Below are 26495 nucleotides of genomic sequence, written 5' to 3'. Positions count from 1 at the left end.
ACCTGCGGGAATCACCCCGGCGGCGATGCAGCGGGATCGGCCAGGTCGGCGAACGGCATCGGGCAGGCTGGGCAGGTGCAGTGGGTCAGGCTGTCGCACTCGGCCGCGAGGATCTCTTCGAGACTGCCGCGGATCGCCCGCAGGTCGGTGATCTTCTCGTCGACCTCGGCGAGCTTCGCGCGGGCCCGGGCCCGCAGGTCGGCGGTGGGATGGCGGCGGCGCCCGGTGTCGAGGAGCTCGGCGACCTCGTCGAGGGTGAAGCCGAGCCGCTGCGCCGCCTTGATGACGGCCAGCAGGGTGACGGTCTCCGGTGGGTACGCGCGGTGCCCGCCGATGCTGCGGGCCGGCTCCGCGAGCAACCCGCGGCGTTCGTAATAGCGCAGGGTCTCGACGTTGACACCGGCGCGTTCGGCGACCTCACCGGTCCGCAGGCCGTGCGCCGCCATCACGCCGCCTCGGCCAGCCGCGCCAGGCCGTCCAGGACGTCGGCGTGGCTCGCCGGCACCTCGACGTCGAGCGTCACGATGTCCAGGCCCGCGGCGGTCACCGTGAACCCGAAGAAGGCGCAGCAGCCGCTCTCCCGCGCGGCGAGATCCCGCACCGCCTCTTCGAGGCCGGGCCCGCCGCGCAGGGTGATCCGTGCGTGCCGGTCGTCGATCCGGTCGACCGACTCGGCGGCGCCGGCGAACAGGGACTGGAATTCCGCCACCCGCAGCGGTTGCTCGGCGCTTGGCAATGAGCATTCATCCGGGACGAGGAAGGACATGACTCGACGGTAAACCCGTACCCAGGTACGGAATGCAAGTCCTCGAACGGGCCGGCGGCCGGAGCCTGGGTGGCTCCGGCCGCCGGCCGCGGGATCACACGGGGATCACAGGCGCGCGCACTGACCCGAGGCCGGGCCCGCCACGCTGTTGGGCCGGCTCTCGTTGATCGGGGCCGGAGTGTTGCCCGAGCAGGACAGCGGGCCGCCGACGGTGTTCGCGGCGACGACGACCGGCTGGCTGCCGGTGTTGCCGGTGACGCTGATCGGACCGCCGACGGTGACCGAGTCGATCCTGACCCCGCCGGTGCTGTTGGTGATCGACACCGGGCCGCTCACCTTGCCCTTGACGATCTTCACGTCGCCGGCGGCGCCGGTGACCGAGATCGAGCCGGACACCGTGGCGCCGGCGAGGTCGAACAACACCGGGCGGGTGGCGGACACCGAGCCCGCGATGGTGCCGCCGGTGACCACCAGCGAGGCACCCGCCTCGACCTTGACCGGGCCCCCGATCGTGGCGTTCTCCAGGCAGGTCACGCCGGCGGTGACGGTCACCGGCTTGTCGTGCCGGCCGGTGATCGTCGTGGTGCACTGCGGGCCGGCCTGCCCGATCGCCGACCGCGGCTGGGTGTCCGCGGTGACCGGCGAGTTCGCGGCGAAGTAGCTCACCAGCATGGTGAGGTCGTTGTCGCCGGTGGTCGCCGGGTCGGTGCCCTTGCCGAGGGTGGTGAAGTTGTCACCGCCGGCGGCGAGGAACGAGTTCACCGTGACCCGGTACGTCCCCGACGGGTCGAGCGGCGTGCCGTTGAGCTTGACGGAGGTGATCCGCGAGCCCTTCGGCGCTTCCGGGTCGTAGGTGTAGGTGAAGCCCTTCGACACACCCAGCCACAGCACGGGGCGGGACGCGCCGTCAGGCTGCCACTGCTCCTCCAGCACCTGCTTGATCTGGGCACCGGTGTACGACTTGGTGACCACGTCGTTGGCGAACGGCTGGACGGCGAAGGCGTCGGCGTACGTCACCGTGCCGTCGGTCCGGTAGAGCAGGTCGGCCCGCAGACCGCCGGGGTTCATGAACGCGATCTGCGCACCGCCCCGGCCGGCGTCCTTGGTGCCGGCGAGCTGCACGTCGGCGATGAGGTTGCCCAGCGCCGACTCCTTGCCCCGGTCCTCGTTGCCGTTGGTGTAGGCCCGCTTGACGTCCGCGGTGATCGCACCGAGCCGCTGCTTGCCCAGCTCGGCCGCGTTGGTCTTGGCGGCGGCCACGATGCCGGCGACCGTCGCGTCCTGCGGCGCGCCGACCACGTCGACCAGCTCGGCGTCGGCAGCGGTCACCGAATCCGTGTTCGGGTCGAAGGTCAGGTTGACCTTGCCCAACCGCAGGCCGTAGTCCTCGGCCTGGACCACCGGACGCAGCTTGTCCGATCCGGGGACCGGGAGCTTGAACGCGTACGGCTGGTGGGTGTGACCGCTGAAGATCGCGTCGATCGTGGCGTCGACCCGGGTGAACTTGCCGAACACCGGGTCGTTGGCCAGTGCCTCGGCGGAGGTGATGTTCTCCGTCGCGGCGCCCTCGTGCGCGAGCAGCACCACCACGTCGGCCTCGCCGTTGTCCGGGTTGCCGTCCTTGAGCTGTCCGGCGACGAGGTTGGCCTCGGCCACCGGGTCGCGGAAGGACAGACCGGCGATGCCGTCGGGGCTGACCAGCGATGCGGTTTGCGCGGTCACCACGCCGACGAAACCGACCCGCACGCCGCCGATGGCGCTCACCGAGTACGCCGGCAGCGCCCGGGCGTCGCCCCGGTACACGTTGGCGCCGAGGTACGGGAAGTCGGCGCGGTCGGACACCCGGCCGGTGAGGTCGGCCATGCCCTTGTCGAACTCGTGGTTGCCCACCGCCGAGGCGACCAGGCCGGCCGCGTTCAGCGCGTCGATCGTCGGGTTGTCCCCGTCGATCGCCGAGATGAAGGTGGACGCGCCGATGTTGTCACCCGCGGAGACGAACGCGGTGTTCGGGTTCTGCGCCCGCAGCTGACCGACCAGGCCGGCGAGCTGCGCGGCACCGCCGGCGGGCTGACCACCCACGGTGGCCGGGGACTCCAGCCGGCCGTGGAAGTCGTTGATCCCCAGCAGTTGGAGGTTGACCGGCTTCTCCGTGGTGGAAAGGCCCACGACGATCGGGTTGTGATCGCTGGCCCGGTAAGGGTTCGGGTCGTAGAAGGCGGACAGGCCGTCGTACTGGAACGCGAACGACTCGACCGCGTTGATCTGCCACACGTCGACGCCGGTGACCCGCGACGCGAGCGACGGCGTGGCCAGAGCGTGGTCGAGCGAGCCGGACTCGCCACCGAAGACGTAGGTGGCGTTGCCGGTGTTGTTCAGATCCTTGAGGTCGGCCTGGTAGAGGACCTGCATCGGGTCCTCCTGGGTGTACGCGTTGAGATCGCCGAGCACCAGGACGTCCTCGGAGCCGCTGTCGACCTTGAGCCGGTCGACGAACGCGGCCAGCGCGGTGGCCTGCCGGACCCGGTCGCCGTTGAAGCTGCCCTGGCCGGTGTCGGCGTTGTCGCCGGTGCCCGTGCCGCTCTTGGACTTGAGGTGGTTGACCACCGCGGTGAAGGTGAGACCCCCGGCGGTGAAGGTCTGCGCGATCGGCTCGCGCGCGTTGAACCAGACGGTCTCGTCGGCGATCGACCGCGCCGGGCCCTTGGGCTGGACCTTGGCCGGCTTGAAGATGATCGCCGTGGTGATGAAGTCCTGTTCGGAGGGTCCGGGCAGCTCGGCCGGGCTGCGGACGTAGTCCCAGGTACCGGTGCCGTCCTTGGCGTTGAGCGCGTTCACGAGGCGCTTGAGCGCCTGCTGCGGGTCGGCGGCGTCGAACCGGACCGAGTTCTCGATCTCCTCGAGCCCCACCACGTCGGCACCCAGGGCGCTGATCGCGGAAACGATCTTCGCCTCCTGCTTGACCAGCCCGGCCTCGTCCGTCGCACCGCGGGCGTCGCCGCCGAAGTGCACGAAGTAGTTGAGGACGTTGAAGCTCGCCACCCGGATGTCGCCGCCGACGTTGGCCGGGGCGGCGGTACGCGGGTTGGTGGCCTTGAAGGTGGTGCGGACGGCCGTCGGGGTGTCCGCGCTGACCGGCGTGGTCGGCTGGAAACGCCACTCGTTGAAGCCGTACGACAGCACGACCGGGCCGAACGCCTCCACCGAGTCACCCACCCGCAGCGGGTTCTCCTTCGACAGGTACGGCGGCAGCAGCCCAGCGGTCGACAGGTTCGTCGTCTTGGCGTCGTCGATCAGGATCCGGCGCGCCTTGTTGTCGGCGGCCACCTGCTTGGCGGCGTCCGAACCCGGGCGGGCCACGTCGTTCGGCGAGAAGGCCACCTTGTCGCCGGCCGCGAGCACGACCTCGCCGTACCGGTTGGTGTTGTACACCTCGGACACGGTGAACTGACCGACCGGAGCCACCAGCATCGACTCCACCGACTCGCGGGCGTCCTCGGCCAGCGGCAGGCTCAGCGCCACCGGCGCCGGCAGGGTCGCGTCGTGCGCACAGATCTGCACGTCGGTCTTCGCGGCGGTGCTCAGCTGGGTCAGGCCCGAGTATTCGGTCGCCGTGCCGCTGACCCGGACCCGGTCGCCGATCGCGACCGCCGGGTGGTTCGCGGCGTTCGTGCCGAGGTAGACGAAGACGGCATCGGAGGCGGTGCCGGCGGCCACCGGACGGTCGCCACCGCTGCCGGCGGTCTGCACGAACACGCCGTTGTAGCCACCGGTGCGGTGGTCGGCGGTAACCACGCCCTCGACCGTGACCCGGTTGCCGGTCAGCGGCGTGGCGCTCCCGGTGCCCTGGACCTCAGCGATGGTGCGGTCGACGGTAACGGTGCAGCCGACCTCAGGGTCGGGCTCCGGCTCCGGATCCACGACCGCGTTGAGGGCGCCGAAGGTGCTCGCCGCCGGGGGGTTCCACTTGCCGTTGACCTTCTGAAGCGACTGCCCGACCGGGGTGGCCGTGCTCTCCTTGACCAGGATGTCGGTGCCCGTCATACCGTCGGCCGGGCCGCCGATGGCGGCGAAGGTGCCGCCGTAGGTGAGGAACTCCGTCACCGAGCCCGTCGGGGACACCAGCGCGACCCCGTCGGGGTCGCCGTTCTGGATGCCGTTGACCGGGTAGTTCGCGACGACCACACCGGCGGCCGGCACGGTGTCGCTCAGCGTCCGGGTGTTGTAGGCGGCACCGTTCCCGCCGTTGTAGAGGACGATCTGCCAGCCGCTCAGGTCGAAACCGACCGGCGCTTCGATCTCGATCGCCTCACCGACGTCGGTGCCGGCGTTGTCGTAATGAATCTCGCTGACGAAGGGTGCCGTCGCCGCCTCTTCGGCCAGCGCCGATGCGCCGCCGGTCAGGAGGAGCGCACTGCTTGCGACGAGGACGCCGAAGACGTCTTGTATTCGTTTGCGCCGGTTCCAGTCCATCAAACTTGGCCTTCGATAGAAATCGTTGAGGGGCTGGACAATAGACGATCTTTCTGTCCGCGCAAGCTGTGACGCGGACGGGGCCGCCGACGCTGGTAGAGGGTGAAGATGGGATGGCAGCGGGGGGCCGTTCTGCTGGTGGCGGTGGTCGGTGGGCTGCTGGTCGCCGGTCCGGCCGAGGCGCAGACGGTCAAGTCAGGCTCACTGAGCTTCAGCGGAGACAACGGCGACTACATCACCCAGGGCGACTCGTGGGCGTACTCCACCGGCAACGGCGACGGGCTGACCGTCTCCAGTTCCAACGGCAGCACGGTGGCCGTCTCGGTCAACGCGTACAACGGCGACTGGTGGACGCTCACCTTCGACGCGCCGGGCACGCAGCAGCTCACCGCGCGCACCTACAGCGCCGCGCACCGGTACCCGTTCAACGGCACCGGCCCCGGGCTGGACCTGAGCGGCGAGGGCCGCGGCTGCAACGAGCTGACCGGGTCCTTCACCGTCACCAAGGCGATCTTCGGCGCCGACGGCTACGTGCAGGCCTTCGACGCGACGTTCGAGCAGCACTGCGAGGGCGGGACCCCGGCGGCGAAGGGCCGGGTCCACATCGCGAACGCGACGGCACCGCGCACCTCGACCGCCAAGCCGCAGACCACCACGACCAAGCCGAGCACGTCGACGGCCAAGCCGCGCACCAGCGCGACCAAGGCGCCGGCCAAGCCGCGCGGCACACCGACGGCCAAGCCGACCCCGGCTCCGACGGTCGGGCCGAGCGACGCCGGAGTCGCCGGCGGCCAGACCACCGCCGGCGAGACCCGGCTGGTGGCGGCGCTGATGAACGACGGCACCTTCGTGCGCCGCGCGTTGCTCGGGTTCGGCGTCATCGCCTTGCTGGGCCTCGCCGTCGCCGGCCTTCTCGTAGCCGGCATCGTCAGACACGTCCGCGGTGGTTGACGTGGAGGTAGCCGAGGCCTGGGCGCGGGTCGAGGCCGGCCTGGGTCGCGTCCTGCCGGCTTCGCTGAGCCAACTCCAACCCGGGGCGCGGCCGGAAGCGATCGACGCGATGGAGTCGGCGCTGGGTGTGACCCTGCCGCCGGACTTCCGCGCCAGCCTGCTGATCCACGACGGCACGGCGTGGACCAACCCGGGCACGGGCCGACCGAGCCCGATCCCGCTGGAATACCTCTACGACACCACCGGCATCGTGGCGGCGACCCGCATGTGGCGCGACAACTACGACCCGGACCTGGCCTTCGACGCCGGCCCGGTGCGCGCGGTCGTGGGCCTGCCGAGCGCGGTCCTGGTGGGCGACATGAACGGCGACGTGCGCTGGTACCTCGACCTCGACCCGCCACCGGGCGGCACTCCTGGCCAGGTGGTCCGGGTCGACATCGAATGCGAAGAGTGGGACGTGCTGGCTCCATCATGGACGGGGCTGCTGCTCCGCTATGCCGACGACCTGCACCGGCACGCGACCGACCCGGCCAACTCACCCCTCGACATCGACCAGGGCCTCGGCCCGGCCTGCGAATGGGGCAGGAAGATTCGCTGACCGCTCGAGCAACCTGGATCGCGGCGCGTTACGTCCCTTGGACATGAACCGGGACGCCGAGAACGAGTATCGCGAGTTTGTGGCCTCTCGGCTGGACTCCCTGCGGCGAATGGCCTATCTGCTCTGCCGGGACTGGCACACCGCCGACGATCTGGTCTCCATCACCATCGGCAAGCTCTATCGCAACTGGCGGCGGGTCGGTGACGCCCGCAACGTCGACGCGTACGTGCGGCGGGTGCTGACCCACGCCTGGCTCGACGAACGGCGCCGGCCGTGGCGGCGCGAGCATTCCGTCGACGAGCTGCCCGACCAGGAGGCGCGGGTCGCCGAGCCCACCGTCGCCGACCGGGAGGTGCTGCTCCACCTGCTCGCGCAGCTTCCGCCCCGGCGGAAGGCGGTCGTCGTGCTGCGTTACTACTGCGACCTGTCGGTGGAGGAGACCGCCGAGATTCTCGGGATCACGACCGGAGCGGTCAAGAGCCAGGCCGCGCGTGCGCTGGAAGCCCTGCGCCTCCTGGCAACGACATCAACTGGGGGTACGGCGTGACCTACAAGCAACTCTTCGACGAGGCCATCGGTGAGGTCCCGCCGTCGTCCGTCGACGTCGATCGCGTGGTGGCGCGCGAGGGCCGACGGGCTCGCGGCAGGCGGATCGGCGCAGCGACGCTCGCGGCCGTGGCAGTGCTCGCGGCGGCCGTCGGCGTCGGCACGCTCCGGAGCGATCGCCCGGCGCCCGCACCGGCCAACCGGTCGGCCGAGCCGCTGACGGACCAGCAGCGGGTCACCACCGCGATGCTCGCCGCCCTCGACCACGAAGCTCCGGGACTGTTCTGGGTGACGGCCGGGGACGAGGATCCGGACACGTGGGACGGCCCGACCACCACGCAGCCGGTGTGGCGGGTCCGCGAGTTCTCGCACCTGTCCGCCGCCGGCTGGTTCGGCTGGGGCGTGGCCGCCCACGACGACGTGCGGGCCAGGGTGTCCATCGAGATCGTCGAGACGAAGAAGGCCGCGTGGACCGAACAGGACACCTGCGAGAGAACCACGCTGGACTGCACCCTCACCCACGGACCCGACGGTGAACGCATCCGGTCCATCGACTTCCAGGTCCGTATGACCCAGCCGCCAGACGGCCCGTACAGCCGGATGATCGAACGAACGGTGACGGTCTCTCGACCCGACGGGATCGTGGTGACGGTGCGGGTGCGAAGCGCCGAGGACAAGTCCCTGCTGACCCCGGCGGAGCTAACCGGCGTCGCGCTGGCCGTGCGATAGCGGAAGCGGGGGCCACGTCCGACGGACGTGACCCCCGCGAAACGGCTAGCCGGCGAACCGGGATTTCAACTGCGCCATCGTGTTGGCGTCGACCGCGGCCGCCGGGCCATGGTACATCGCGTTGTAGAGCAGGTTGAACTGCGAGCGGGGCAGCGTGCGGAAGGTGATCTCGCTGCCGTACGTCACGACCTGGCCCTTGCCGACCGTGAACGACACCACGTTGGCGTCGCCCCGGATGTGCTCGGCGCCGCGTAGGTAGCCGCTGGCCAGCACCTCGCCTTCGGCCGGGTAGCTCGACACCACCTCGCCACCGTCACCGGTCAGCTCCCACGACGACGTGTTGTAGAGCCAGACCGGCCACGACTCGGGCATGCCCCAGGCGACCGGGTTGTCGGCGTCGAACGTCTGGTGCAGCAGGCTGCCACCGGTGGTGAACTGGTCCTCGTCGTCCGGCACGCCGGGCTTGATCGGCAGGTCGAGCAGTTCCTGCGCGGTCTCGACCGAGCCGCCGATCGCCAGCAGGGTGCCGCCGTCACGGACGAACTGCGCCAGCTTGGCCCACCCCTGCTCCCCCACGCCGTAGGCCCAGGAGTACCGCTCGTCGTACCGCGCGGGGTCGAGACCCTCGACGATGTCCTCCTGCGACACTCCGGACGAGATGACGATCGTGTCGTACAGCTCGCTCAGGGACTTCCGCGTGAAGTCCTGCGCCTCGACGACGTCGTAGTTGACGCCGTACTCGTCGAACTGCCACATGTCCCAACCGCCGGGCATGTTCCCGACCCCGCGCAGCAGGCCGACCCGGGTCCTGGGCTTGAGCTGCACACCCGCGACCGCCGGCGCGCGGTCCACCGCGGTGACCGGGATCCCGACCTTCGCCGAGGCGGTCGCCAGGACGTTCCGGGCCTGGCCGGTCGCCGGCACGACGTAGGTGCCGGCCGGGTAGCCGTCGAAGGCCGCCGCGGCACGGAAGGTCGTGACGTTGGCGTCCTGCAGGGCCGAGACGATCTGGACCGTGCCGTACGACTCGGGCCGGACCAGGTAGGCGCCCTTGCCGCCGGGTGCGCGCGGCATCGTCACGGGTGCCGGCCGCACCGAGCCGACCCGCTCGAGCTGGGCCTGGAAGGGGGTCATGACCTCGGTGACGGAGACGCCGAGCTGCAACGGCAGGCTCGTCGTCGCCTCCGCGTACGGCAGCAGCACCGGGCACTCGCCGCAGTCCCGGACCTCGGGGTACTTGTCGGTGCCGAGCACCTGGTGCGCCCAGTTGCCGCGCGGCTGCTTCATCCGGATCACGTGTGAGCCGGCCTCGTAGCGCTTGCCGTCCGCGACGAACGCCGACCGCGCGCGCTCGATCTCCACGTCCGTCCACTCCAGACGCTGGAGAAGTTCGTAGGTGGCGTACGGGTCGCGCTGCTTGGCGTCGACGACGAACGCGTAGGTGCCCGACGGGACGCCCTTGGTCAGGTACTCCTGCGGCACCGCGAACAGGTTGTCGTAGAGCAGCTTGTCGCCGTTGTCCGCGGTGTACTCCATGCCCGCGTACGTGGCGGTCTTCGCGTAGTCGACGATGTCGGCCAGCGTCCAGGTGGTCGACCGGTACGGCTCGATCAGGTTCATCCGGGCCTGCTGCGGCCCGAGCGGACGTCCGTCGCGCGAGACCTGCGGGTACGCGTAGTCCGTCACCGAGGCGATCTCGGTGAGGTAGATGCCGGCGCCGGTGAACGGGAAGTACCCGCCGGGCTGCTCCAGGGTCCAGAAGATGTGGTAGTCGCCGCTGCCGACGCCGGTCTTGCCTTCGGCGGCGAGCGCGCGGGCGGCGTGCTGCCCGATCGCGGCGACCGAGGAGCTCATGTTCGCCGGCACGTTCTCGCTGGTGATGCCGCCGTACGGTGGCACGAAGATCCGGCTGCCGGAGTTGCCCTTCTGGTGCATGATGTGCACCATCGCCGGCCGGTACTTCTTGATCAGCCCGAGCCGGTACTGGGCCTCGACCTGCGTGAACATCGTCCAGTCACGGTTGTCGTCGTGGCCGGTGTACTTGTGGTAGAGGTCCGGGTAGGTCCGCGCCAGCGACGTGCCGGCGGTCCGGTTGAAATGGTCGATGATCAGGTGCTGCCCGTCGGGGTTCTGCGAGGGCACCAGCACGACGACCGAGTTGTTGAGGATCTTGCGGGTGAAGTCCGAGTCCTCGGTGGCCAGGCGGTGGACGATGTCGTTGATCGCCTGCCCGTTGCCCACCTCGCTGGAGTGGATCGTCGCCTCGAGGTGGTAGAACGGCACACCCTCCGCCGCCAGCCTGCGCGCCTCCTCGGGGCTGGTGCGGCGCGGGTCGGCGAGCTTCTGGTTGATCTCGACCAGGCGGTCGAGCCGGCGCAGGTTGGCGGGCGAGCTGATGAGGACGGTCCCGTACTCGTTGCCCATCGTCGTCGGCCCGACAGCCTTGTAGTCGACGCGGTCGGACCGCTCGGCGATCAGCTTCATGTACCGGAGCACGTCGGGATAAGCGGCGAGCTTTCCTTCCGCGCCCATCTTGAAGCCGAAGTGCTTCTCGGGGGTGGGAATGGCGGCCCGGGCGGCCGCGGCCGACGGGAGCAGGCCCGGGCCGGCGGTGGCGGTGGGTGCGGAGGCGGTGGCGGCGACCAGCGCCAGCAACGCCGCGCAGGCACCGTACAAGATGGATGGACGGGTCTTGGGCATCGGCGAACCTTCCGACTCGACATCGGTCGTCATAGATCGACGGTGTCCGAACCGTAGCCGTGCGCGACCGCCGCCAGATGCGCTGCGGTGTTCGCGTTTGTTCGCTTTCGTTTCGCGGCGCGGAAAGCTCAAGAATGGCTCAACATAAGCGCGCAGGGCTTCAGCGGAAGTGGTCGGGGCAGCGACGATCGTCGAGGTGTCGAGGCCACGGCTGCGCGCGAACGCACTGGCACCGTTGCTCACCGACCGGTCCGCTCGCGGGATCGCGGACCGGCTCGGTGATCTCATCCACACGGGCGAGCTCGCCGAAGGGCTGCGCCTGCCGACCGTGCGCGCGCTGGCCGCCGCGCTGCACGTGGGTCCCACGACGATCGCCTCGGCGTGGGCGCAGTTGCGGGCGCGCGGGCTGATCCACTGCGACCGGCGGCACGGCAGCTTCGTGCGCGGTCCGGGGACGCTGGCGGGCCGGCGTTTCGCGAGCCTGGTGCCGCCGCCGGTCCGGCTCGACCTGGCCACCGCATTCCCGGACCCCGACCTGCTGCCCGACCTCGCCGGCCCGATGGCCGCCGCCGTGGCGGGCGCGCACTGGCGGACCTATCCGGCGGACACGATGGACGCCGACCTGGCGGCGGTGCTGCGGGCGACGTGGCCCTTCGACGCTGAGGACTTCACCGTCACCAACGGCGCGCACGACGCCGTGCACCGGGTCGCCGGTGTCGTGCTGCGTCCCCACGACCGCGTGCTCGTCGAGGAGGTCGCCGCCGCGTCGCTGCTCGACATCGTCGAGGACCATCGCGCGCGGGCGGTGCCGGTGCGCTGCGACGACGAGGGGCCGCTGCCGGACGCGCTCGCGGCGGCGCTGGCCACCCGGCCCGCGATGGTGCTCCTGCAGACCCGCATGGCCAGCCCGTACGGCCACGCGCTGTCGGGCCGCCGGGCGCAGGCGCTGGCGCCGGTGCTTGCCGGCCACGACATCGTGATCCTCGAGCAGGACACCGCCCACGAGCTCGCGCCGACGCCGGACGTGTCGCTCGGCGAGTTCCTGCCGGACCGGACCCTGCTCGTCCGGAGCTGGAACAAGTCGCACGGTCCGCACCTGCGGGTCGGCGCGCTGGCCGGGATCGGCCGGGTGGTCGCACGGGTACGCGCCCGGCAGAAGGCCAGCGGCGGGTGGCCGTCCGTGCTGACCCAGCGGGCGCTGGCCCGGATGCTGACCGATCCGGCGACCAGGGCGACCATCCGGCGGGCCCGGTGCGCCTACCGCCAGCGCCGGCAGCAGTTGGTCCAGGCGCTGCGCGAGCACGGCCTGCGGCCCACCGGGATCGCCGGGCTCTCGGCCTGGGTGCCGGTCCGCGACGCCGCGGCCGCGATCCGCTCCCTCGCGCAGGACGGCATCGGCATCGCCTCGGGAGCGCCGTTCACAGTGGACGGCGACGGCCGGTCGCACGTCCGGATCGCCACCACGTTGCTGCACGACGAGCATGCCCGGATCGCCCGCGCTCTGGGCGAGGCCCACCATGCGTAGCTATGCTCAGCGGTCGTGGAGGACGAAGCCGATCGGGTACGCGTTTCCGACCGCGAACGGGAGCAGGTGGTCGACCTGCTCGGGCGGGCGGCCGCGGAGGGCCGGCTGACGCTGGACGAGTACGCGGACCGGGCGGCCGACGCACACGCGGCGCAGACCCGCGGCGAGCTGGCCAAACTCACCGACGACCTGCCGGTCCCGGCGGTGCCGACCGCGCTCGCGCCGTTGCCGTCCCAGCCGCCGGTGCGGATGGTCGCTGTCTTCGGCAACGAGTCCCGCAAGGGCCACTGGGTCGTGCCGGCCCACCTGCGGACCTACTCCGTGTTCGGCGACTGCCACCTCGAGCTTCAGGAAGCCCAGCTCCAGGCCCCGCTGACCACGATCGAGGTGACCGCGGTCTTCGGCGCCGCGACGATCTTCGTGCCCGAAGGGGTGGAGGTCCGCCTGACCGGGCCGGCCGTCTTCGGCAGCAAGGAGTCGAAGCTGCGCGGCATGCCCCGCCCGGGCGGCCCGGTGCTCGAGGTCAAGGTCAAAGTGGTCTTCGGCTCGGTGACGGTCCGCCCGCCCCGCAAGCGCTAGATCGTGAACCCGCCGTCCACGTTGACGGTCGCGCCGGTGATGTAGCGGCCGCCGTCGCCGGCGAGGAACGCCACGGTCGCCGCGACGTCGTCCGGGCTCGCGTAGTGGCCGAGCGCGGTGAAACCGGCGATCAGGCCCGCGTTCGGCCCGCCTGCCGGGTTGGAGTCCGTGTCGGTCGGGCCGGGGTTGACCAGGTTGACCGTGATCGCCCGCGGCCCCAGCTCGCGGCCGAGCGCCTTGGTCAGGCCGACCAGCGCGGTCTTGCTCATCGCGTACAGCGCGAAGCCCGGGAAGACCGCGCGTTCGGCCATGTTGCTGCCGATGTTGATGATCCGGCCGCCGGCCGGCATGTGCCGCACGGCCGCCTGCGTCGCGATGAACGGCGCCCGGATGTTGACCGCCACGGTCTGCTCGAACTCCGCGAGCGTCAGCCCGTCGAGCGGCCCGGTCAGGTAGGCGCCGGCGTTGTTGACCACGATGTCGAGCCGGCCGAGCTCGGCGGCGGCCCGGTCGACCGCGCCGATCAAGGCGGCCGGGTCCGCGCTGTCGGCCCGCACCGCGGCGGCCCGCCGACCGGCCAGCCGGACCTCGTCGGCCACGGCGTCCGCGCGCATCTTGTCCTGCTGAAACGTGAGGGCGACGTCGGCACCGAGCCGGGCGAGCCGCACCGCCACCGCGGCGCCGATCCCGCGACTGCCGCCGGTCACCAGCGCCACCTTGCCATCGAGCGTGTTGTTCATGGACACCAGCCTGCTGGGCCGGAGGTGCGCCGTCTGGCGCCCATCGGACATCGCGTTGAGCTGGTGTGCCGCTCCGCGGCCGGTCGACACTGAGTGGGCACCGATTGGGCGGTTTCTGGCCTGGTGAGTGAGCACCGCGGGCGCCCACCGTCAGGCACGACGAGGGGGAGGTGCACGATGGCGGAGATTCTCGTGCTCGGTGCCGGTCTCACGGGTCTGGCCACGGCGACGCTGCTCGCGCGGGACGGGCACGACGTCACGGTCGTGGAGCGGGACCAGGCGCCGGCACCCGTGCCGGAGCAGGCGTGGGACGGTTGGCAACGCCAGGGCGTCAACCAGTTCCGGTTGCCGCACTTCATGCTGCCGCGGTGGTGGGCGGTGGTGCGCGACGAGCTGCCCGGCGTGACGGAGGCGCTGCTCGCGGCCGGTGCGCTGCGGTGCAACCTGCTGGAGTTGCTGCCTGAGACGCGGCGCGGGGCGGTGCGCCCCGACGACGAGCGGTTCGACACCGTCACCGCCCGGCGGCCGGTGCTCGAAGCGGTCCTGTCGGCGGCGGCCGAATCCGCGGGCGTCACGGTCCGCCGGGGCGTCGCGGTCACGGGGCTCACCACCGACGGGCGCGGCGGGGTGCCGCACGTGACCGGCGTGCTGACCGCCGCCGGCCGGCCCATCCGCGCCGACCTGGTCGTCGACTGCGGCGGCCGCCGGTCGGCCCTGCCGGCGTGGCTGGTCGCGGCAGGCGCCCAACCTCCCGTGGAGGAACGGGAGCCGTGCGGGTTCGTCTACTACGGCCGGCACTTCCGCGGTGAGCTGCCCGCGCTGCGGACCAACCTGCTCCAGGCGCACGACTCCATGGGCGTGCTGACCCTGCCCGGCGACAACGGCACCTGGAGCGTCGTGCTCGTGACGCACGCCCGCGACAAGGCGATGCGCGCGCTGCGCGACCCGGCGTGCTGGGATCGGGCGCTGGCCCTGTACCCCTACGCCGCCGAGTGGGCCGACGGTGAGCCGATCACCGGCGTCGACGTGATGGCCGGCATCGAAGATCGCTACCGGCGGCTGGCGGTGGACGGCGCACCGGTCGCGACCGGCGTCGTCATGGTCGGCGACGCCTGGGCCTGCACCAACCCGTCCGTCGGTCGCGGCGCGGCGATCGGTCTGCTGCACGCGCGGTTGCTCCGGGACACCCTGCGCGAGGTCGATCCGGCGGAGCACGACAAGCTGGCGCGCCGGTTCGACGAGGTGACCGCACGGGTGATGGAGCCGATGTACCGCGCGACGATCTGGCTCGACCGGCACCGGCTCGCCGAGCTGGAGGCGGACCTGGCCGGACTGCCCTATCGGCCCGACGATCCCAGGTGGGGTGCCAGCAAGGCGCTGTTCGCGGCCAGCCTGCACGACCCGGACCTGACCCGCGCCTACAGCGCGCTCTCGTCGTTCATCGCCGGCCCGGACGAGGTCTTCGCGACGCCGGGCGTACGCGAACGGGTTGTCACGCTCGGCGGCGGGGCGCCGCAGTATCCACTTCCCGGACCGACCCGGGTCGAGCTGTTGTCCACGATGGACCCGGGAGCAGCAGCGGACTCGCGAGGATGAGCACGCCGGCGACCGTGATGGCCGTGCGCGGGCCGGTGACGTCGGCGAGCAGGCCCGCGAGGGCGCTGAGGACGGCGATCGAGGCGCTGCTGCTGACCGACCAGGCCGTCAGGGTGCGGGCGACGCGTGCGGTGGGCGTGTGCTCGAGCCGGCAGGTGGCCAGCACCGGGTTGTAGAGGCTCATGCTGATCACGATCGCCAGCTCGACGGCGATCACCGTGGCGAGGCCGGCGACACCGGGCTGGACGAAGGCGAGGCCGATCAGCCAGACCGCGCGCAGCGTGCCGACCGTGCGCAGGATCCGCTGCTGGCCGTAGCGGGCCACGACCCGGCGGGCGAGGCGCGCGCCGATCAGGCCGCCGACGCAGGGCACGGCGAACGCGAGCCCGTACTGCCAGGGCGGGAAACCGAGCTCGCCGAGGAGCAGCACGGCCAGCAGCGGTTCGGTGGCCATGATCAGGCCGCTGACGGCGAGCTGGTTGAGGAAGAGCGGCCGCAGCACCGGGTGGGTCAGCAGGTGTCGCCAGCCGTCCAGGAGCTCGCCGGTCCTCGGCTGCGCCGCGCGCCTCGGCTGTGCTTCGCGGCCTCCGATGGCGGTGATGCCGAGTGCGGAGAGCAGGTAGCTGAACGCGTCGGCCATCACCGTGGTCACCGGGCCGAACAGGCCGATCGCGGCGCCGCCGAGCGGCGGGCCGACGGCGATGGAGCTCCACGTCGTCGACTCGAACCGCGCGTTCGCCACGAGCAGGTCGGCGGGGCAGACCAGGCTCTTGAGATAGGCGCCGCTCGCCGCGTTGAACGCGATCCTGGCCGCGGCGATCACGGCGGAGACGACCAGGAGCTGGGCGAAGCTGAGCCGGCCGAACGCGTACGCGATCGGGATCGTCAGCATGGCCGCGCACCGCACCAGGTCCATCGCGATCAGCACGGGCCGCTTGCGGCGGAACTCCACCCACGGCCCGAGCGGCAGCGCGATCAGCGCACCGACCGCGGGACCCACCGCGGCCAGGGCGGCCACCTGCCCCGGACCGGCGTCCAGCACCAGCACCGCGAGCAGCGGGAACGCGCCGAAGCCCAGACCAGAGCCATAGGCGCTGACCGCGTACGCCGCCCACAGCCACCCGAACCGGCGCCCGAGTCTCGACACTTCGGCCCTCCCCACAACGTCCCGTTGACCGCTGGCATCTCAGCAAGGGCCGGTGGCCTGGCTCAAACAACCGTCGGGGCGGCGAGCCACAACCATTAGTTGTGCCCGTAAGGTTCGGCGCGTGGATCTGGAGGCCGTGCGCACCTTCGTCGCCGCAGCCGACGCCGGCCAGTTCCAGGAGGCCGCCGCCGCGCTGTCGATCACCCAGCAGGCCGCCTCCAAGCGGATCGCGGGGTTGGAGAAGGACCTGTCCGTGCGGCTGTTCACCCGCACCGCCCGCGGTGTCGCGCTCACGGTCGACGGCCAGGCGTTCCTGCCGCACGCCCGCGAGCTGCTGCGGGTGGCGGACCGGGCCGACGCGTCCGTGCGCCCGGGCCGGCGGGCGCTGCGCGTCGACGTGCACAGCCGGCGGGTCGCGCCGGCCGTGCTGTTGGAGGACTTCTACCGCGCGCATCCCGAGATCGACCTGGACGTCGTGACGCTCACCGCGGACGTGGCGGGCGCGATCGCCGCCGTCGAGGCCGGCACGGTGGACGCCACCTTCCACGCGGTCACGATGCCGGCGCGGGACCTGCCCGCGACGATCCGCACCGCCCGGGTGATCGACGAAACGCACGAGCTGCTCGTGGGCCCGGCGCACCCGCTGGCCAACGCGCGGACGGTGACGCCGGCGCGACTCGTCAGGCACCGGATCTGGATGCCGGGGATGGACCCCGGCAGCGAGTGGGCCGCCTACTACGCCGAGCTCGCCGCCGCGTTCGGCCTCACGATCGACGTGATCGGGCCCAGCTTCGGCAACGAGTCCCTGATGGCCGAGCTGGCGGACTCGGCGGAACTGGCCACATTGGTCGGAGCGCGCTCGCGCTACCTGTGGCCGGACAGCTACGACCTGCGGCGGATCCCGGTGCGCGACCCGATGCCGATCTATCCGATGTCGCTGATCTGGCGGGCCGACAACCGGCATCCGGCCCTCGGCCGGCTCCGCGCGTACCTCGGCTCCCGACGGGCGGACCTGTCGGGCACCGAGGTCTGGACGCCTAGGTGGCGCCGCTGATCAGCCGGCCGACGTTCTCCGGCGCGAAGAACTCGACCGGCGAGGTCACGCCGGAGTTCAGGCGGGCGAACGCGTCCATCGCGTCCTGTTTGCCGGCCATCGCGCCGACGAGCTGGACCATCTGCTCGTCGGGCGGCTGGAGCGCGGCGATCTGGAGCGTCAGCTGGTAGACCGGCATCGCCCGGGCGTCCCGACCGCGCTGGTAGCCGGCCATCGCCTCGGCGTAGCCCGTCGAGCCGGCCAGCGCCGCGCCGAGTGCCTCGGCACACCCCTCGGCGTCGAGGAAGGCGTCGGTGATGCCCTGCGCGGTGATGAAGTCCCGGCAGTATCCGGCGTCGCCGGCCAGCGCCCAGCCCGGGCCGTACGGGTTGCGGAAGTAGTTCGGCACCGAACTGCCGACGATGCGCTCCTCGCGCTCGGCGTCGCGGATCCGCTCGGCGAACTCCGGCGAGCTCTGGAACATCGCCATCAGCGTGCCCTCGACGTCGTCGCGGTGCGTGGCGAGCTCGGCGTGCGGCCAGCCGCCGATCACGAGCGTCAGGTCGTCGTTGGTGGGGCACACGGCCCAGCCGCGCCCGGGCCGGCTGTAGGCCTCGAACGTGTCGGTCGGCAGGTTGCTCCAGTAGGAGTAGTAGCCGACCGTCAGCGGCGGCCGCTGCTCGTAGTCGGCGGCCCCGGCGGCCTTGGCGACGACCGAGTTGCGCCCGTCCGCGCCGACCACGACGCGCGCCCGCTCCACGACGGACGCTCCACCCTGGTCACGCCCGCGGATCCCGGTCACCCGCCCGTCGTCGCCGAGGAGCACCTCGTCGACGCTGAACCCTTCACGCACCTCGACCCCGGCGGCCGCCGCGGCGTCCACCAGGATCTTGTCGAGCAGCACCCGCCGCGGCGCATAAGCGTACGGCTCGTCCGGGCTGCCCGGCGCGCCGGCCAGGGCCAGCGGCCCGAGGTCGAACGAGTAGCGGCCCACCGGCGGGCACCCGGTCGCCACGACCTGGTCGAGCAGCCCCCACCGCCGCAACGCGGCCACACCCGGCGGGTGGATGACGTGCGTGGACACGGTGTCGCTGGGAAACGTCGCCCGGTCGACCAACAGCACCCGGTGGCCTTGGCGGGCCAGCAGCATCGCCAGCGGCGACCCCGCACACCGAGCCCCGACGACGATCACGTCGTACGCCATCGCGCCCTCCCCATCTCTCACCCGGGACATGATGGGCGGATCGTTCCCCGCTGTCCAGTTTGGGGACCGGTCACTGGTCCGGCGGCGGTGGCAGGTCGGCCAATGCGTCGCGCAGGGCCGCACGTGCGGCGATGCCCAGCTTCGGGAAGATCTGGTGCAGGTGATAGCCGACCGTCCGGGCCGAGAGGAACAGCCGCTCGCCGATCTGCTTGTTGGACAGGCCCGCGGCGGCCAGTGCGGCGATCTGGTGCTGCTGCGGCGTCAGCGTGGGTGCCAGGTGCGGACCCGACCGCTCCCGGTGCGCGCCCGTCGCCCGCAACTCGTGCGCGGCACGCGACGCCCAGGGCTGGGCCTGAAGCTGATCGAAGACGTCGATCGCGGCGCTCAGGTGGTCGCGGGCGGCGGCCGGCGAGCCCGTCCGGCGCAAACGCTCGCCGTAGGCGAGCCTGATCCGGGCCAGGTCGAACGGCCACCGGTCGGCGTCCGGCGTCGCGAGCGCGCGTGCGAACAGGTCGGCGTGGTCGTCGTCGGCGGAGGCCATCGCGGCGGCACCGGCCACGCTCAGCGCGAGCCGGGACGACAGCGCGCCGATACGGGCCCGCTCGGCGGCGGCGACGTGGGCCGCCGCTTGGGCACCACGACCCGACCGCGCGGCGGCCTCGACGGTCTCCATCACCAGCCACAGGGCGTTCGGTGCGTGCGCGTCGACCGCGCTCGCATGGCGGTAGGCGCTGTCGAAGGCGCCGCGCGAGAGGGCGGTCAACGTCCGCACGTGCGACACGTACGCGGTGACGGCCCCGACCCGCCGGGGCGCCGCCCACGCGGTCATCTCCTCGGTCAGCCGCGCGCTGAGCGCCTCGTCGCCGCGCCCACCCGCGACCATGGCGCGCAGGAACAGTCCCGGCCACCGCATGAGCCGGTAGTGGTGGCTCTCGCAGAGGTCCAGTCCCTCGTCAGTCAGCGTGAGCACCTCGTCCCATCGGCCGGTGAAGTACGCGTCGTTGGCGAGCAGGAACAGCGCCTCGATCGCGGAGGTCACGGCCCCGCCCTCGCGACCGTGCCGGACCGCGCGCCACAACGGCTCGCGGCAGTCGCCCAGGCGGTCGAGGTAGCTCCCGGCGATCGCCGTGCGCACGATGCGGGCGGGGCTGGACTCGCCGCGCAGGTTGTCGATCGCGACGTCGAGCCGGTCGAGCACCGCGTGCGCGAGGTGGGCCGGGTCGCTGAACGTGTGGCGCAGGATCGTCAGCAACTGGGGTGGCCGGGGCCGCAGCCGGTCGACGGCGGTGTGCAGGAACGGCCACAGCTCCGGCCGCCCGCCGAAGAAGCACACCATCAACAGCGTGTAGAGCGCCTCGATCAGGGTCTTGTTGCCACCGTCCGTGGGGTCGGCCAGCGCGTCGATCGCACCGGTCAGCAGCCCGTACGCGGAATCGATGTCGCCGTTCTCGTTGAGCAGGTGGTACGCGCCCGCGACGGCACCAGCCAGCGCACCGCCGTGCCGTGGATCGGCGTCCCGGGCCGCGTCGAGCAGCTTGGGCACGTCGCGCAGGTCGCCGGTGACGATCGCGCCCAGGTAGGCCGCTTCCGCGAGCCGGGAGCTGCGCGCGGTGCCGGCCGGGCTCAGGTCGGCCGCCCGCAGCAGCTCGGTGATCGCGCCGACGGAGTCGCCGCGGAAGAGGTTGGTGTGCGCGACCTGCTGCAGGAGGGCCGCGATGCGCTCGTCGGGACCGGTCGCCGCCTCGGCCAGGTGCCACGCCCGCCGGGCCGGCTCGCTCCTGCGCCGCACGGCCAGCAGGCGGTGGACGTCCCGGCGTTCGTCGCTCGTGGACAGTTCGACGATCGCCGAGCGGATGAGGGGGTGGCGGAAATGCAGGCGCGCCGCGGCCCGGTCGAGCGACACCAGGTGCGTCCGCTCGGCCGGGCCGAGCCGGTCGATCTCGCCTGTGGTCAGCACGCGCAGGTCACCACTGCCGTCCAGGACGGCGAGCAGGAGCGCGTGCCGGGTGGGCTCGGGCAGGTCGCGCACGCGCCCCGCGAACACGGTCTGCAGCCGGCGGGTGAGCGGCAGCGTGGCGGGCAGCGCACTCGGTGCGGGTCTCGACCCGATGTGCAACGCGACCGGCAGCTCGAGCAGCGCGAGCGGGTTGCCCTGCGCGTCGGCCAGCAGCCGCTGGCGGACGCGGGACGTCAGCGCCGGGAACCGGTCGGCGAGCAGCTCGGCGGCCGCCTCGTCGGACAACGGTTCCAGGTCGAGCACACGGATGCCGGTGTGGTCGAAGAAGCCCTTGTCCCCGGTGCGCAACGCGCCCAGCAGGCCGATGCGGTGCCCCGCGACCCGGCGGGCGACGAAGCTCAGCACCATCGAGCTGGCCTGGTCCATCCATGGCAGGTCGTCGACCACTAGCAGGACGGGCGCGGTCGCGGCCGCCGCCACGAGCAGCGCCCGGGCTGCGCTGGCGACCAGGAACCGGTCCGCCGCCCCGCCCTCGGCCAGGCCGAGCGCGCCGCGCAGTGCGTTGCGTTGCGGCTCCGGCAACGCCGTCAGGTGGTCGAGGAACGGGTCGACGACCTGCTGGAGCCCGGAGAAGCTGACGTCCACCTCGAACTGGCTGCCCGTCACCCGGGCGGTACGGGTCCCGACGGCGGCCGCATAGTCGGTCGCCGCGTCGAGCAGCACCGTCTTGCCGACACCCGGGTCGCCCGCCAGCACCAGGGCATCGCCGGAGACGCGGGCCCGGTCGACGAACGCGCGTGCCTCCGCGATCTCCGGGTCGCGACCGAACAGCGGGCGCGCGGCATCGTGCCGCCATCCGTGTGCGCCGGCCGGCCCGGTCACCGCCGCTCGTCCCGGAGCTGTCGTTTGAGGACCTTGCCGGCCGCGGACACCGGCAGCGCGTCGGCGAACTCGACAGTCCGCGGCACCTTGTAGCCGGCGAGCCGGTCGCGGCAGAACCCGCGCAGCTCGTCGGCCGTGACGCCGGCGCCCTGGGCCAGCACGACGACCGCGTGCACGCGCTCGCCCCACTGCCCGTCGGGCAACCCGATCACCGCACAGCCCGCCACCGCCGGGTGCGCGGCGAGCACGCCGTCGACCTCGCTGGAGAACACGTTCTCGGCGCCGGTGACGATGACGTCCTTGATGCGGTCGACGACGTGGAGGTAGCCGCGGTCGTCCATGAAGCCGGCGTCGCCGGTGTGCATCCATCCGTCGCGGACGGCGTGGGCGGTCTCGTCCGGCCGTCCCCAGTAGCCGGCCATCACGTGGTCGCCGGACACGACGACCTCGCCGACCGCGCCGCGCGGGACCTCCACGCCGTCGGCGGCGACCACGCGGACCGCGCTGTGTGGCGCGGCCCGGCCGGCGGAACCCGCCAGCTCGGGGACGTCGTGGTCGGCGGGCAGCAGGAGCGTGGCGACCGGTGCCAGCTCGGTCATGCCGTACGCCTGGACGAAGCCCGCGTCCGGGAAGAACGCGCGGGCCCTGGCCAGCACGGCGGGTGGCATGGTGGAACCGCCGTACACGAGGTGCTTCAGGCTCGACACGTCGTGGCGGGAGGCGTCCGGGTCGCCGACGACGAGTTGGACCATCGTGGGCACGAGCAGCACGTCGGTGACCTTGTGGGACACGATCGCCGCCAGCACGCCGCCGGGCGTGAACGCCGGCAGCATGACGTGCGTGCCGCCGGTGACCAGCATCGCGATCCAGGTCGCCAGGTCGGCGAGGTGGAACATCGGCGCCACGTGCAGCAGGGTCCCGCCGGGCGTGAGGAACTGTCCGGTCGCCAGACACCCGAGCGCCGAGGTGAGCACGTTGTCATGCGTGAGCATCGCGCCCTTGGCCGCGCCCGTGGTGCCACCGGTGTAGAAGATCCCGAACAGCTCGTCGCCACCGCGCGGCTGTCGGCAATCGGCGCCGCGTCCGCGACCAGGTCCTCGAACCCGACCGTCCCTTCTGGAGGATCGCCGTCGCCCATGGCGACGAGCGTCCCTTCAGGAACCATTCGCGTGTACGCGTCATCGGCGACGACGACGGTTGCGCCCGAGTCCCGCAGCACCGCGCCAACCTCGGCCGCGGTCCACCGGCTGTTGATCGGCACCACGACGCCGCCGGCCCAGGCCACCGCCAGCAGGGCTTCGTGATAGCGATCGGAGTTGAGCCCGAGCAACGCCACCCGGTCGCCGCGCGCGACCCCGAGGGAACCCAGCCCGCCGGCCAGCCGCGCGACCCGCTCGACGGACTCGCGCACGGTCCGCACGCGGTCGCCGCAGACGGTCAGCACCCGGTCCGGATCCTGCTGCAGGGCCCGGTGCAGCGCATGGGTGAGGTGCATCTCGACATCCTCTCGACCCGGCCTAGGGTGCGACGAAAAGGCGGTGCAGGTGATAGTCGATCGCGGCTTGGGCCTGGTCGATCGTGGACTGACCGACCAGCACGCTGGTGGCCAGGCCCGCGGACATGGCCAACAGGCTCAGGGCCTCCAGGTCCGGGTTCAGGTCGGTCGGGGTCTCGCCGGCCGCCTGGGATCTGCGTAGCTGCTCGGCCAGCACGCCCGTCACCGCGTCGGAGTTCTTGACCAGCGATCCGATCGCCAGCGCCGGGTCGGTCAGCGAGAGCGCCAGGTAGGCGGTGTTGACGACGCTGAAGACGCGTCGCTCGTCGTCGGCCGGCAGCGCCTCCGCCAGGACGGCCGCGACCACGTTGCGGGCGCCGCCCGGGCCCGCCGCCCCGCCGGCCTGCCTGAACCGCGTCGTCGCCCGCTCCGCGAACTGGGTGGCCAGGTGCTGCATGGCGGCGAGGAGGAGCTCCTCCTTGGTGCCGAAGTAGTACTGCACCAGGCGCAGGGACACGCCCGCCTCGGCGGCGATCTCGCGCATCCCGGTCGCGTGCAACCCGCGGGTGGCGGCTGTCCGGATCAGCGCGTCCGCGATCTGCCGCCGGCGCTCCTCGTGGTCGACCCGCTTCGGCATGCGCTCACCGTACCCGTGTAGTTTTTAATGATACGATCGTATCAAATAGCTGGTAGGAGGCGGGAACGTGTTCGGGATCAAGCGCATCACCGGCGCCGCGGACCTGGCGCCCGAGGGCAAGGTCGGCTCGTGGGTGAGCGATGCGGCACGCGAGAAGTTCATGGCGGCATACGAGCGGGCCTTCGACCTGTGGCCGCAACCCCGCGAGCAGTTCGACGTCGAGACGGCCACGGCGACCACGCGGGTGCACGCCTTCCGGCCACACCCCGACGGCGAGCCGGTCGTGCTGCTCAGCGCGTTCAACTCCGCGGGCTTCCACCCACATGTGGCGGCGCTCGCCGACGTCGGCCCGGTGTACGGGATCGACATGCCCGGCGAGGCCAACCCCAGCGTCCCGCGCGACCTGATGACACCACCGGCATCCTGCGCGGCGTGGCTCGACGAACTGCTCGCCCAGCTCAGCGACCGTCCGGCGCACCTGGTCGGTTTCTCCTACGGCGGCTGGATGGCGATGAACCAGGCCATCCTGAAGCCGGAGCGGGTCGCGTCGATCACGCTGCTCGACCCCGCGGGGCTCACCAAGCTCGACGCCCGCTTCTGGTGGTGGCTGTCCGTCAGCGGCTTGGCCACGCTGACCCCGATGCCGCTGCGCCGCCACCTGTCACGGTGGCTGGACGCCCCGGCCATGCTCGTGCCGGACCTGATGACGCTGCTGTGGGCGGGCACCCGCGGCTACCGGGCGGAGCCGAAGTTTCCCGGCGTGCTGACCGACGACCAACTGCGCGAAATCGCGGTGCCCGTCCTGCTGGTCGCCGGAGCGCGCAGCGCGATGCTCACCCCGGCCGAGGCCCGCGCCCGCGGGAGCGTCATGCCGCACGCGGCGGTCGCGATCGTCCCGGGCAGCCACGGCGGCTTCAACCGCATCGACGAGCTGAACGACCGGGTCGCCGCCTTCATCAACGCCCACGGCCACTAGGCAGGCTCAGGAAGCGTCGCGCGCCGAACCGGTCGTGGGTTCGAGGACGTGCGCGAGGCACTTGACCGATCGGTCGCCCGCAGCCCAGTTCTCCTCCGGCGGCGGGAGGTAGAACAGCAGGTACTTCGCGCGACTGACCGCACTCGGAACGAAGGTTTCGAACTGCGCAGGACATGCCGCGTCGCCCTGCTCGGTCAGCGTGCGGTAGTCGGGATAGTCGCCCGGCGGCATCTCGAAGCGTCCGACGACCTCGGCGTTGTGCTCGTCTTCGCAGGGGACCGTGAGCACCTCGGTGTAGATGCCACCGCGCTCGTAGTCGGCGATGCAATCACCGACCCACAGGCTGCCGACGGGCTGGACCGCGTCGGGTTCCTGGCTCCATTTGACGAACAGGAACGCGGCCACGCCGAGCGCGAGCACCAGACCCGTGCCCAGCGCCCCGAACACGTAGGCAAGTTGTCGGCCGCGGCTGGCCGTCGAGCTCGGGGAAGGCTTCACGCGGCGGAGGATAACAGGCTGGTCATGCCCGTCGATCGAACTAGACCCCGAACGCCGCCGGGTAGCGGATGAGGCCGGTGGGGACCGGGAGTGCGGGGTCGAAGGCGAGCGCCATCATGTTGTCGTCCGGGACGTCGAACGGCGGGCGGATGCCGTGGCCGGAGGCCGGGGTGAAGCCGAACCTCGGGTAGTAGTCGGCGTGACCGAGGACGAGCACGAGGTTCTCGCCCTGTTCGCGGGCGGCAGCCAATGCCGCCGCGATGGCGGCCGCGCCGGCGCCCTGCCGCTGAAATCGCGGCAGAACCGCACACGGGCCCAGCGCCAGGGCGGGAGCGTCGTCGACGTGGCAGCGGGTGAGCAGCGCGAACCCGGCGATGGTCCCGTCCGGGGCCAGGGCGATCCACGACAGGCCGGGCAGCCAGGCCGTCGGGTCGGCGCGCAGTGCTTCGACCAGGTCGGCTTCCTCGGAGGTGGGGAAGGCGCCGAGGTTGACGTCGCGGATCCCGGCGAGGTCGGCGGCGGTTTCCGGTCGGGTGGTCCAGGACGGCGTCATGGCTTCTTCCCTATCGAGTCGGCGGCCGCTTGGATCGCGGAGGTGAAGGCCGCGACGGCCGGATGGGCGGCGGCGCCCGTACGGTATGCGACGCGGGTCCGGCGATGCGTGTCCAACGGCAGCAGCCGCACCCCGGCCGGTGGCTCGGCCGCCGCGAGGGCCGGCACCACCGACACCCCTTGGCCCGCCGCGACCAGGGCGAGCACCGTCGCGAAGTCGTCCGCGTGGTGGCGGGCGCGCGGCACGAAGCCGGCGGCCCGGCAGACCTGCAGCGTGACCGTGTGGCACAGCGTGCCCGCTGTCGCCAGGATCCACGGCTCGTCGCCCGCGTCGGCCAGTGACCCGAGCCCGCCGGCGTTCGGCACCGCCAGGTGGACCGGTTCGGAGAGCAGCGGCACCGAGTCCAGGGTCGGGTCCGGCTTGACCGGCACCACGTCGTAGTCGTGCAGCAGGCCCACGTCCAGGCGCCGGTCCCGCAGCGCGGCCGGGACCTCCGCCGGGTCCAGTTCCGTGACCATCAGCTCCAGGGCCGGGTGGTCGCGGCCGAGGGCGACGAGGGTCGCCGGGAGCAGCGTGCGCACGGCCGTCGGGAACGCCCCGATCCGCAACGGGCCCGACACCCCGGCGCCGACCGCGGCCAGGGCGGCCGTCGTGTGCTCCATGGCCGCGAACACCGCGCCGGCGTGCTGCACCAGCACGTGCCCCGCCGCCGTGAACGTGACCCGCCGGCCCGTGCGGCGCAGCAGGGCGACGCCGGCCTCCCGCTCCAGGGTGGCGAGCTGTTGCGAGACGGCCGACGGCGTGTACGTGTGTGCCTCCGCCACGGCGGCGATCGTGCCGAGCCGGGACAGGTCGCAGAGCAGGCGCAGGCGGCGCAGGTCGAGCATCAGATCAGCTTACGGTTCTCGGCAGG

General features: G+C 72.2%; 22 protein-coding genes and 2 pseudogenes. 9 read left to right on the top strand and 15 right to left on the bottom strand.

The genetic code is table 11. The features are described 5' to 3' along the window. Nucleotides 1–11: 11 nt before the first annotated feature. The 3 genes from Air01nite_RS24995 to Air01nite_RS24985 all read right to left on the bottom strand — a co-directional run bounded on the left by Air01nite_RS24995 (nucleotide 12) and on the right by Air01nite_RS24985 (nucleotide 5236). Nucleotides 12–446, bottom strand: coding sequence for a MerR family transcriptional regulator (locus Air01nite_RS24995; RefSeq protein WP_203705662.1), 435 nt, complete (start codon nucleotides 444–446; stop codon nucleotides 12–14). Then, nucleotides 446–766, bottom strand: a complete 321-nt coding sequence (locus Air01nite_RS24990; RefSeq protein WP_203705660.1) for a hypothetical protein — start codon at nucleotides 764–766, stop codon at nucleotides 446–448. Before Air01nite_RS24990 ends, Air01nite_RS24995 begins: the two co-directional genes overlap by 1 nt. Before the next feature lie 105 nt (nucleotides 767–871). Next, entirely contained in the window at nucleotides 872–5236 is a 4365-nt protein-coding gene (locus Air01nite_RS24985; RefSeq protein ID WP_239090955.1) for an ExeM/NucH family extracellular endonuclease, read from the bottom strand. Nucleotides 5237–5344: 108 nt separating this feature from the next. On the opposite strand from Air01nite_RS24985, the gene Air01nite_RS24980 reads away from it, so the two are divergent. From Air01nite_RS24980 to Air01nite_RS24965, 4 genes are read left to right on the top strand one after another with little or no spacing between them, the layout of a single operon-like run. Then, nucleotides 5345–6187 (top strand): hypothetical protein, encoded by an 843-nt coding sequence (locus Air01nite_RS24980; RefSeq protein ID WP_203705659.1) that lies wholly within the window; start codon nucleotides 5345–5347, stop codon nucleotides 6185–6187. A 1-nt stretch (nucleotide 6188) separates the two neighbouring features. Further along, nucleotides 6189–6785, top strand: a complete 597-nt coding sequence (locus Air01nite_RS24975) for an SMI1/KNR4 family protein (protein ID WP_203705658.1) — start codon at nucleotides 6189–6191, stop codon at nucleotides 6783–6785. Between the two features lie 43 nt (nucleotides 6786–6828). Next, nucleotides 6829–7332, top strand: a complete 504-nt coding sequence (locus tag Air01nite_RS24970) for a SigE family RNA polymerase sigma factor (protein ID WP_203705657.1) — start codon at nucleotides 6829–6831, stop codon at nucleotides 7330–7332. Further along, nucleotides 7329–8060, top strand: coding sequence for a hypothetical protein (locus Air01nite_RS24965; protein ID WP_203705656.1), 732 nt, complete (start codon nucleotides 7329–7331; stop codon nucleotides 8058–8060). Before Air01nite_RS24970 ends, Air01nite_RS24965 begins: the two co-directional genes overlap by 4 nt. Before the next feature lie 45 nt (nucleotides 8061–8105). On the opposite strand, the gene Air01nite_RS24960 is transcribed toward Air01nite_RS24965, so the two are convergent. Further along, nucleotides 8106–10760 (bottom strand): M14 family zinc carboxypeptidase, encoded by a 2655-nt coding sequence (locus tag Air01nite_RS24960; protein WP_203705655.1) that lies wholly within the window; start codon nucleotides 10758–10760, stop codon nucleotides 8106–8108. 196 nt (nucleotides 10761–10956) lie between these two features. Between Air01nite_RS24960 and Air01nite_RS24955 the strand changes: the two genes are divergently transcribed. Together Air01nite_RS24955 and Air01nite_RS24950 are read left to right on the top strand one after the other, a co-directional pair. Next, complete coding sequence (locus Air01nite_RS24955) at nucleotides 10957–12285, top strand: aminotransferase-like domain-containing protein (RefSeq protein ID WP_203705653.1); 1329 nt, start codon at nucleotides 10957–10959, stop codon at nucleotides 12283–12285. A 15-nt stretch (nucleotides 12286–12300) separates the two neighbouring features. After that, the gene (locus Air01nite_RS24950) at nucleotides 12301–12864 is read left to right on the top strand and encodes a DUF1707 SHOCT-like domain-containing protein (protein WP_203705652.1); all 564 of its coding nucleotides are present in this window, start codon (nucleotides 12301–12303) and stop codon (nucleotides 12862–12864) included. Here Air01nite_RS24950 and Air01nite_RS24945 read toward each other — a convergent pair. Further along, nucleotides 12861–13604, bottom strand: coding sequence for an SDR family NAD(P)-dependent oxidoreductase (locus Air01nite_RS24945; RefSeq protein WP_203705651.1), 744 nt, complete (start codon nucleotides 13602–13604; stop codon nucleotides 12861–12863). The two genes, Air01nite_RS24950 and Air01nite_RS24945, sit on opposite strands and share 4 nt — an antisense overlap. A 177-nt stretch (nucleotides 13605–13781) precedes the next feature. Here Air01nite_RS24945 and Air01nite_RS24940 point away from each other — a divergent pair, with 177 nt between their 5' ends. Beyond that, nucleotides 13782–15200 carry an FAD-dependent oxidoreductase gene (locus tag Air01nite_RS24940; RefSeq protein ID WP_203705650.1) on the top strand — a complete coding sequence of 473 codons (1419 nt, stop codon included), beginning with the start codon at nucleotides 13782–13784 and terminating at the stop codon, nucleotides 15198–15200. Here the strand turns inward: Air01nite_RS24940 and Air01nite_RS24935 are convergent. Continuing rightward, the gene (locus Air01nite_RS24935; RefSeq protein ID WP_239090954.1) at nucleotides 15097–16347 is read right to left on the bottom strand and encodes an MFS transporter; all 1251 of its coding nucleotides are present in this window, start codon (nucleotides 16345–16347) and stop codon (nucleotides 15097–15099) included. The two genes, Air01nite_RS24940 and Air01nite_RS24935, sit on opposite strands and share 104 nt — an antisense overlap. 121 nt (nucleotides 16348–16468) lie before the next feature. Between Air01nite_RS24935 and Air01nite_RS24930 the strand changes: the two genes are divergently transcribed. After that, nucleotides 16469–17401, top strand: a complete 933-nt coding sequence (locus Air01nite_RS24930; RefSeq protein WP_203705649.1) for a LysR family transcriptional regulator — start codon at nucleotides 16469–16471, stop codon at nucleotides 17399–17401. Here the strand turns inward: Air01nite_RS24930 and Air01nite_RS24925 are convergent. From Air01nite_RS24925 to Air01nite_RS24910, 6 genes and pseudogenes are all read right to left on the bottom strand, one after another. Then, on the bottom strand, nucleotides 17385–18605 hold the full coding sequence (locus tag Air01nite_RS24925) for an NAD(P)/FAD-dependent oxidoreductase (protein ID WP_239090953.1): 1221 nt from the start codon (nucleotides 18603–18605) through the stop codon (nucleotides 17385–17387). The two genes, Air01nite_RS24930 and Air01nite_RS24925, sit on opposite strands and share 17 nt — an antisense overlap. Before the next feature lie 49 nt (nucleotides 18606–18654). Next, nucleotides 18655–21423 (bottom strand): AAA family ATPase, encoded by a 2769-nt coding sequence (locus Air01nite_RS24920; protein ID WP_203705647.1) that lies wholly within the window; start codon nucleotides 21421–21423, stop codon nucleotides 18655–18657. Beyond that, the gene (locus Air01nite_RS41275; RefSeq protein ID WP_239090958.1) at nucleotides 21420–21764 is read right to left on the bottom strand and encodes an AMP-binding enzyme; all 345 of its coding nucleotides are present in this window, start codon (nucleotides 21762–21764) and stop codon (nucleotides 21420–21422) included. Before Air01nite_RS41275 ends, Air01nite_RS24920 begins: the two co-directional genes overlap by 4 nt. A 78-nt stretch (nucleotides 21765–21842) precedes the next feature. Continuing rightward, nucleotides 21843–22472 (bottom strand): annotated as a pseudogene (locus Air01nite_RS41655) (AMP-binding protein); the annotation flags it as partial. A 128-nt stretch (nucleotides 22473–22600) separates the two neighbouring features. Further along, nucleotides 22601–22918, bottom strand: a pseudogene (locus Air01nite_RS41970) (AMP-binding protein); the annotation flags it as partial. 22 nt (nucleotides 22919–22940) lie between these two features. Then, entirely contained in the window at nucleotides 22941–23555 is a 615-nt protein-coding gene (locus Air01nite_RS24910) for a TetR/AcrR family transcriptional regulator (protein ID WP_203705644.1), read from the bottom strand. A gap of 67 nt (nucleotides 23556–23622) precedes the next feature. Here Air01nite_RS24910 and Air01nite_RS24905 point away from each other — a divergent pair, with 67 nt between their 5' ends. Beyond that, the gene (locus tag Air01nite_RS24905; RefSeq protein ID WP_203705643.1) at nucleotides 23623–24531 is read left to right on the top strand and encodes an alpha/beta fold hydrolase; all 909 of its coding nucleotides are present in this window, start codon (nucleotides 23623–23625) and stop codon (nucleotides 24529–24531) included. Nucleotides 24532–24537: 6 nt separating this feature from the next. On the opposite strand, the gene Air01nite_RS24900 is transcribed toward Air01nite_RS24905, so the two are convergent. Genes Air01nite_RS24900 through Air01nite_RS24890 form a run of 3 tightly spaced genes read right to left on the bottom strand, consistent with a single transcriptional unit; the run spans nucleotide 24538 to nucleotide 26469 of the window. Then, nucleotides 24538–25029 carry a septum formation family protein gene (locus Air01nite_RS24900; RefSeq protein WP_203705642.1) on the bottom strand — a complete coding sequence of 164 codons (492 nt, stop codon included), beginning with the start codon at nucleotides 25027–25029 and terminating at the stop codon, nucleotides 24538–24540. Between the two features lie 40 nt (nucleotides 25030–25069). Further along, entirely contained in the window at nucleotides 25070–25582 is a 513-nt protein-coding gene (locus Air01nite_RS24895) for a GNAT family N-acetyltransferase (protein WP_203705641.1), read from the bottom strand. Continuing rightward, nucleotides 25579–26469: a LysR family transcriptional regulator gene (locus Air01nite_RS24890; RefSeq protein ID WP_203705640.1), complete on the bottom strand. Its 891-nt coding sequence runs from the start codon at nucleotides 26467–26469 to the stop codon at nucleotides 25579–25581. Before Air01nite_RS24890 ends, Air01nite_RS24895 begins: the two co-directional genes overlap by 4 nt. Nucleotides 26470–26495 lie beyond the last annotated feature (26 nt).

The sequence above is a fragment of the Asanoa iriomotensis genome (assembly GCF_016862515.1).
Lineage (GTDB): Bacteria > Actinomycetota > Actinomycetes > Mycobacteriales > Micromonosporaceae > Asanoa > Asanoa iriomotensis.
This window is presented reverse-complemented; position numbering and strand designations above follow the sequence as displayed.

Coding starts and splice junctions, on each gene's coding strand:
- Air01nite_RS24995 (WP_203705662.1), bottom strand. CDS start 446: ATGGCGGCGCACGGCCTGCGGACCGGTGAGGTCGCCGAACGCGCCGGT.
- Air01nite_RS24990 (WP_203705660.1), bottom strand. CDS start 766: ATGTCCTTCCTCGTCCCGGATGAATGCTCATTGCCAAGCGCCGAGCAA.
- Air01nite_RS24985 (WP_239090955.1), bottom strand. CDS start 5,236: ATGGACTGGAACCGGCGCAAACGAATACAAGACGTCTTCGGCGTCCTC.
- Air01nite_RS24980 (WP_203705659.1), top strand. CDS start 5,345: ATGGGATGGCAGCGGGGGGCCGTTCTGCTGGTGGCGGTGGTCGGTGGG.
- Air01nite_RS24970 (WP_203705657.1), top strand. CDS start 6,829: ATGAACCGGGACGCCGAGAACGAGTATCGCGAGTTTGTGGCCTCTCGG.
- Air01nite_RS24960 (WP_203705655.1), bottom strand. CDS start 10,760: ATGCCCAAGACCCGTCCATCCATCTTGTACGGTGCCTGCGCGGCGTTG.
- Air01nite_RS24945 (WP_203705651.1), bottom strand. CDS start 13,604: ATGAACAACACGCTCGATGGCAAGGTGGCGCTGGTGACCGGCGGCAGT.
- Air01nite_RS24940 (WP_203705650.1), top strand. CDS start 13,782: ATGGCGGAGATTCTCGTGCTCGGTGCCGGTCTCACGGGTCTGGCCACG.
- Air01nite_RS41275 (WP_239090958.1), bottom strand. CDS start 21,764: ATGGACGACCGCGGCTACCTCCACGTCGTCGACCGCATCAAGGACGTC.
- Air01nite_RS24910 (WP_203705644.1), bottom strand. CDS start 23,555: ATGCCGAAGCGGGTCGACCACGAGGAGCGCCGGCGGCAGATCGCGGAC.
- Air01nite_RS24895 (WP_203705641.1), bottom strand. CDS start 25,582: ATGACGCCGTCCTGGACCACCCGACCGGAAACCGCCGCCGACCTCGCC.
- Air01nite_RS24890 (WP_203705640.1), bottom strand. CDS start 26,469: ATGCTCGACCTGCGCCGCCTGCGCCTGCTCTGCGACCTGTCCCGGCTC.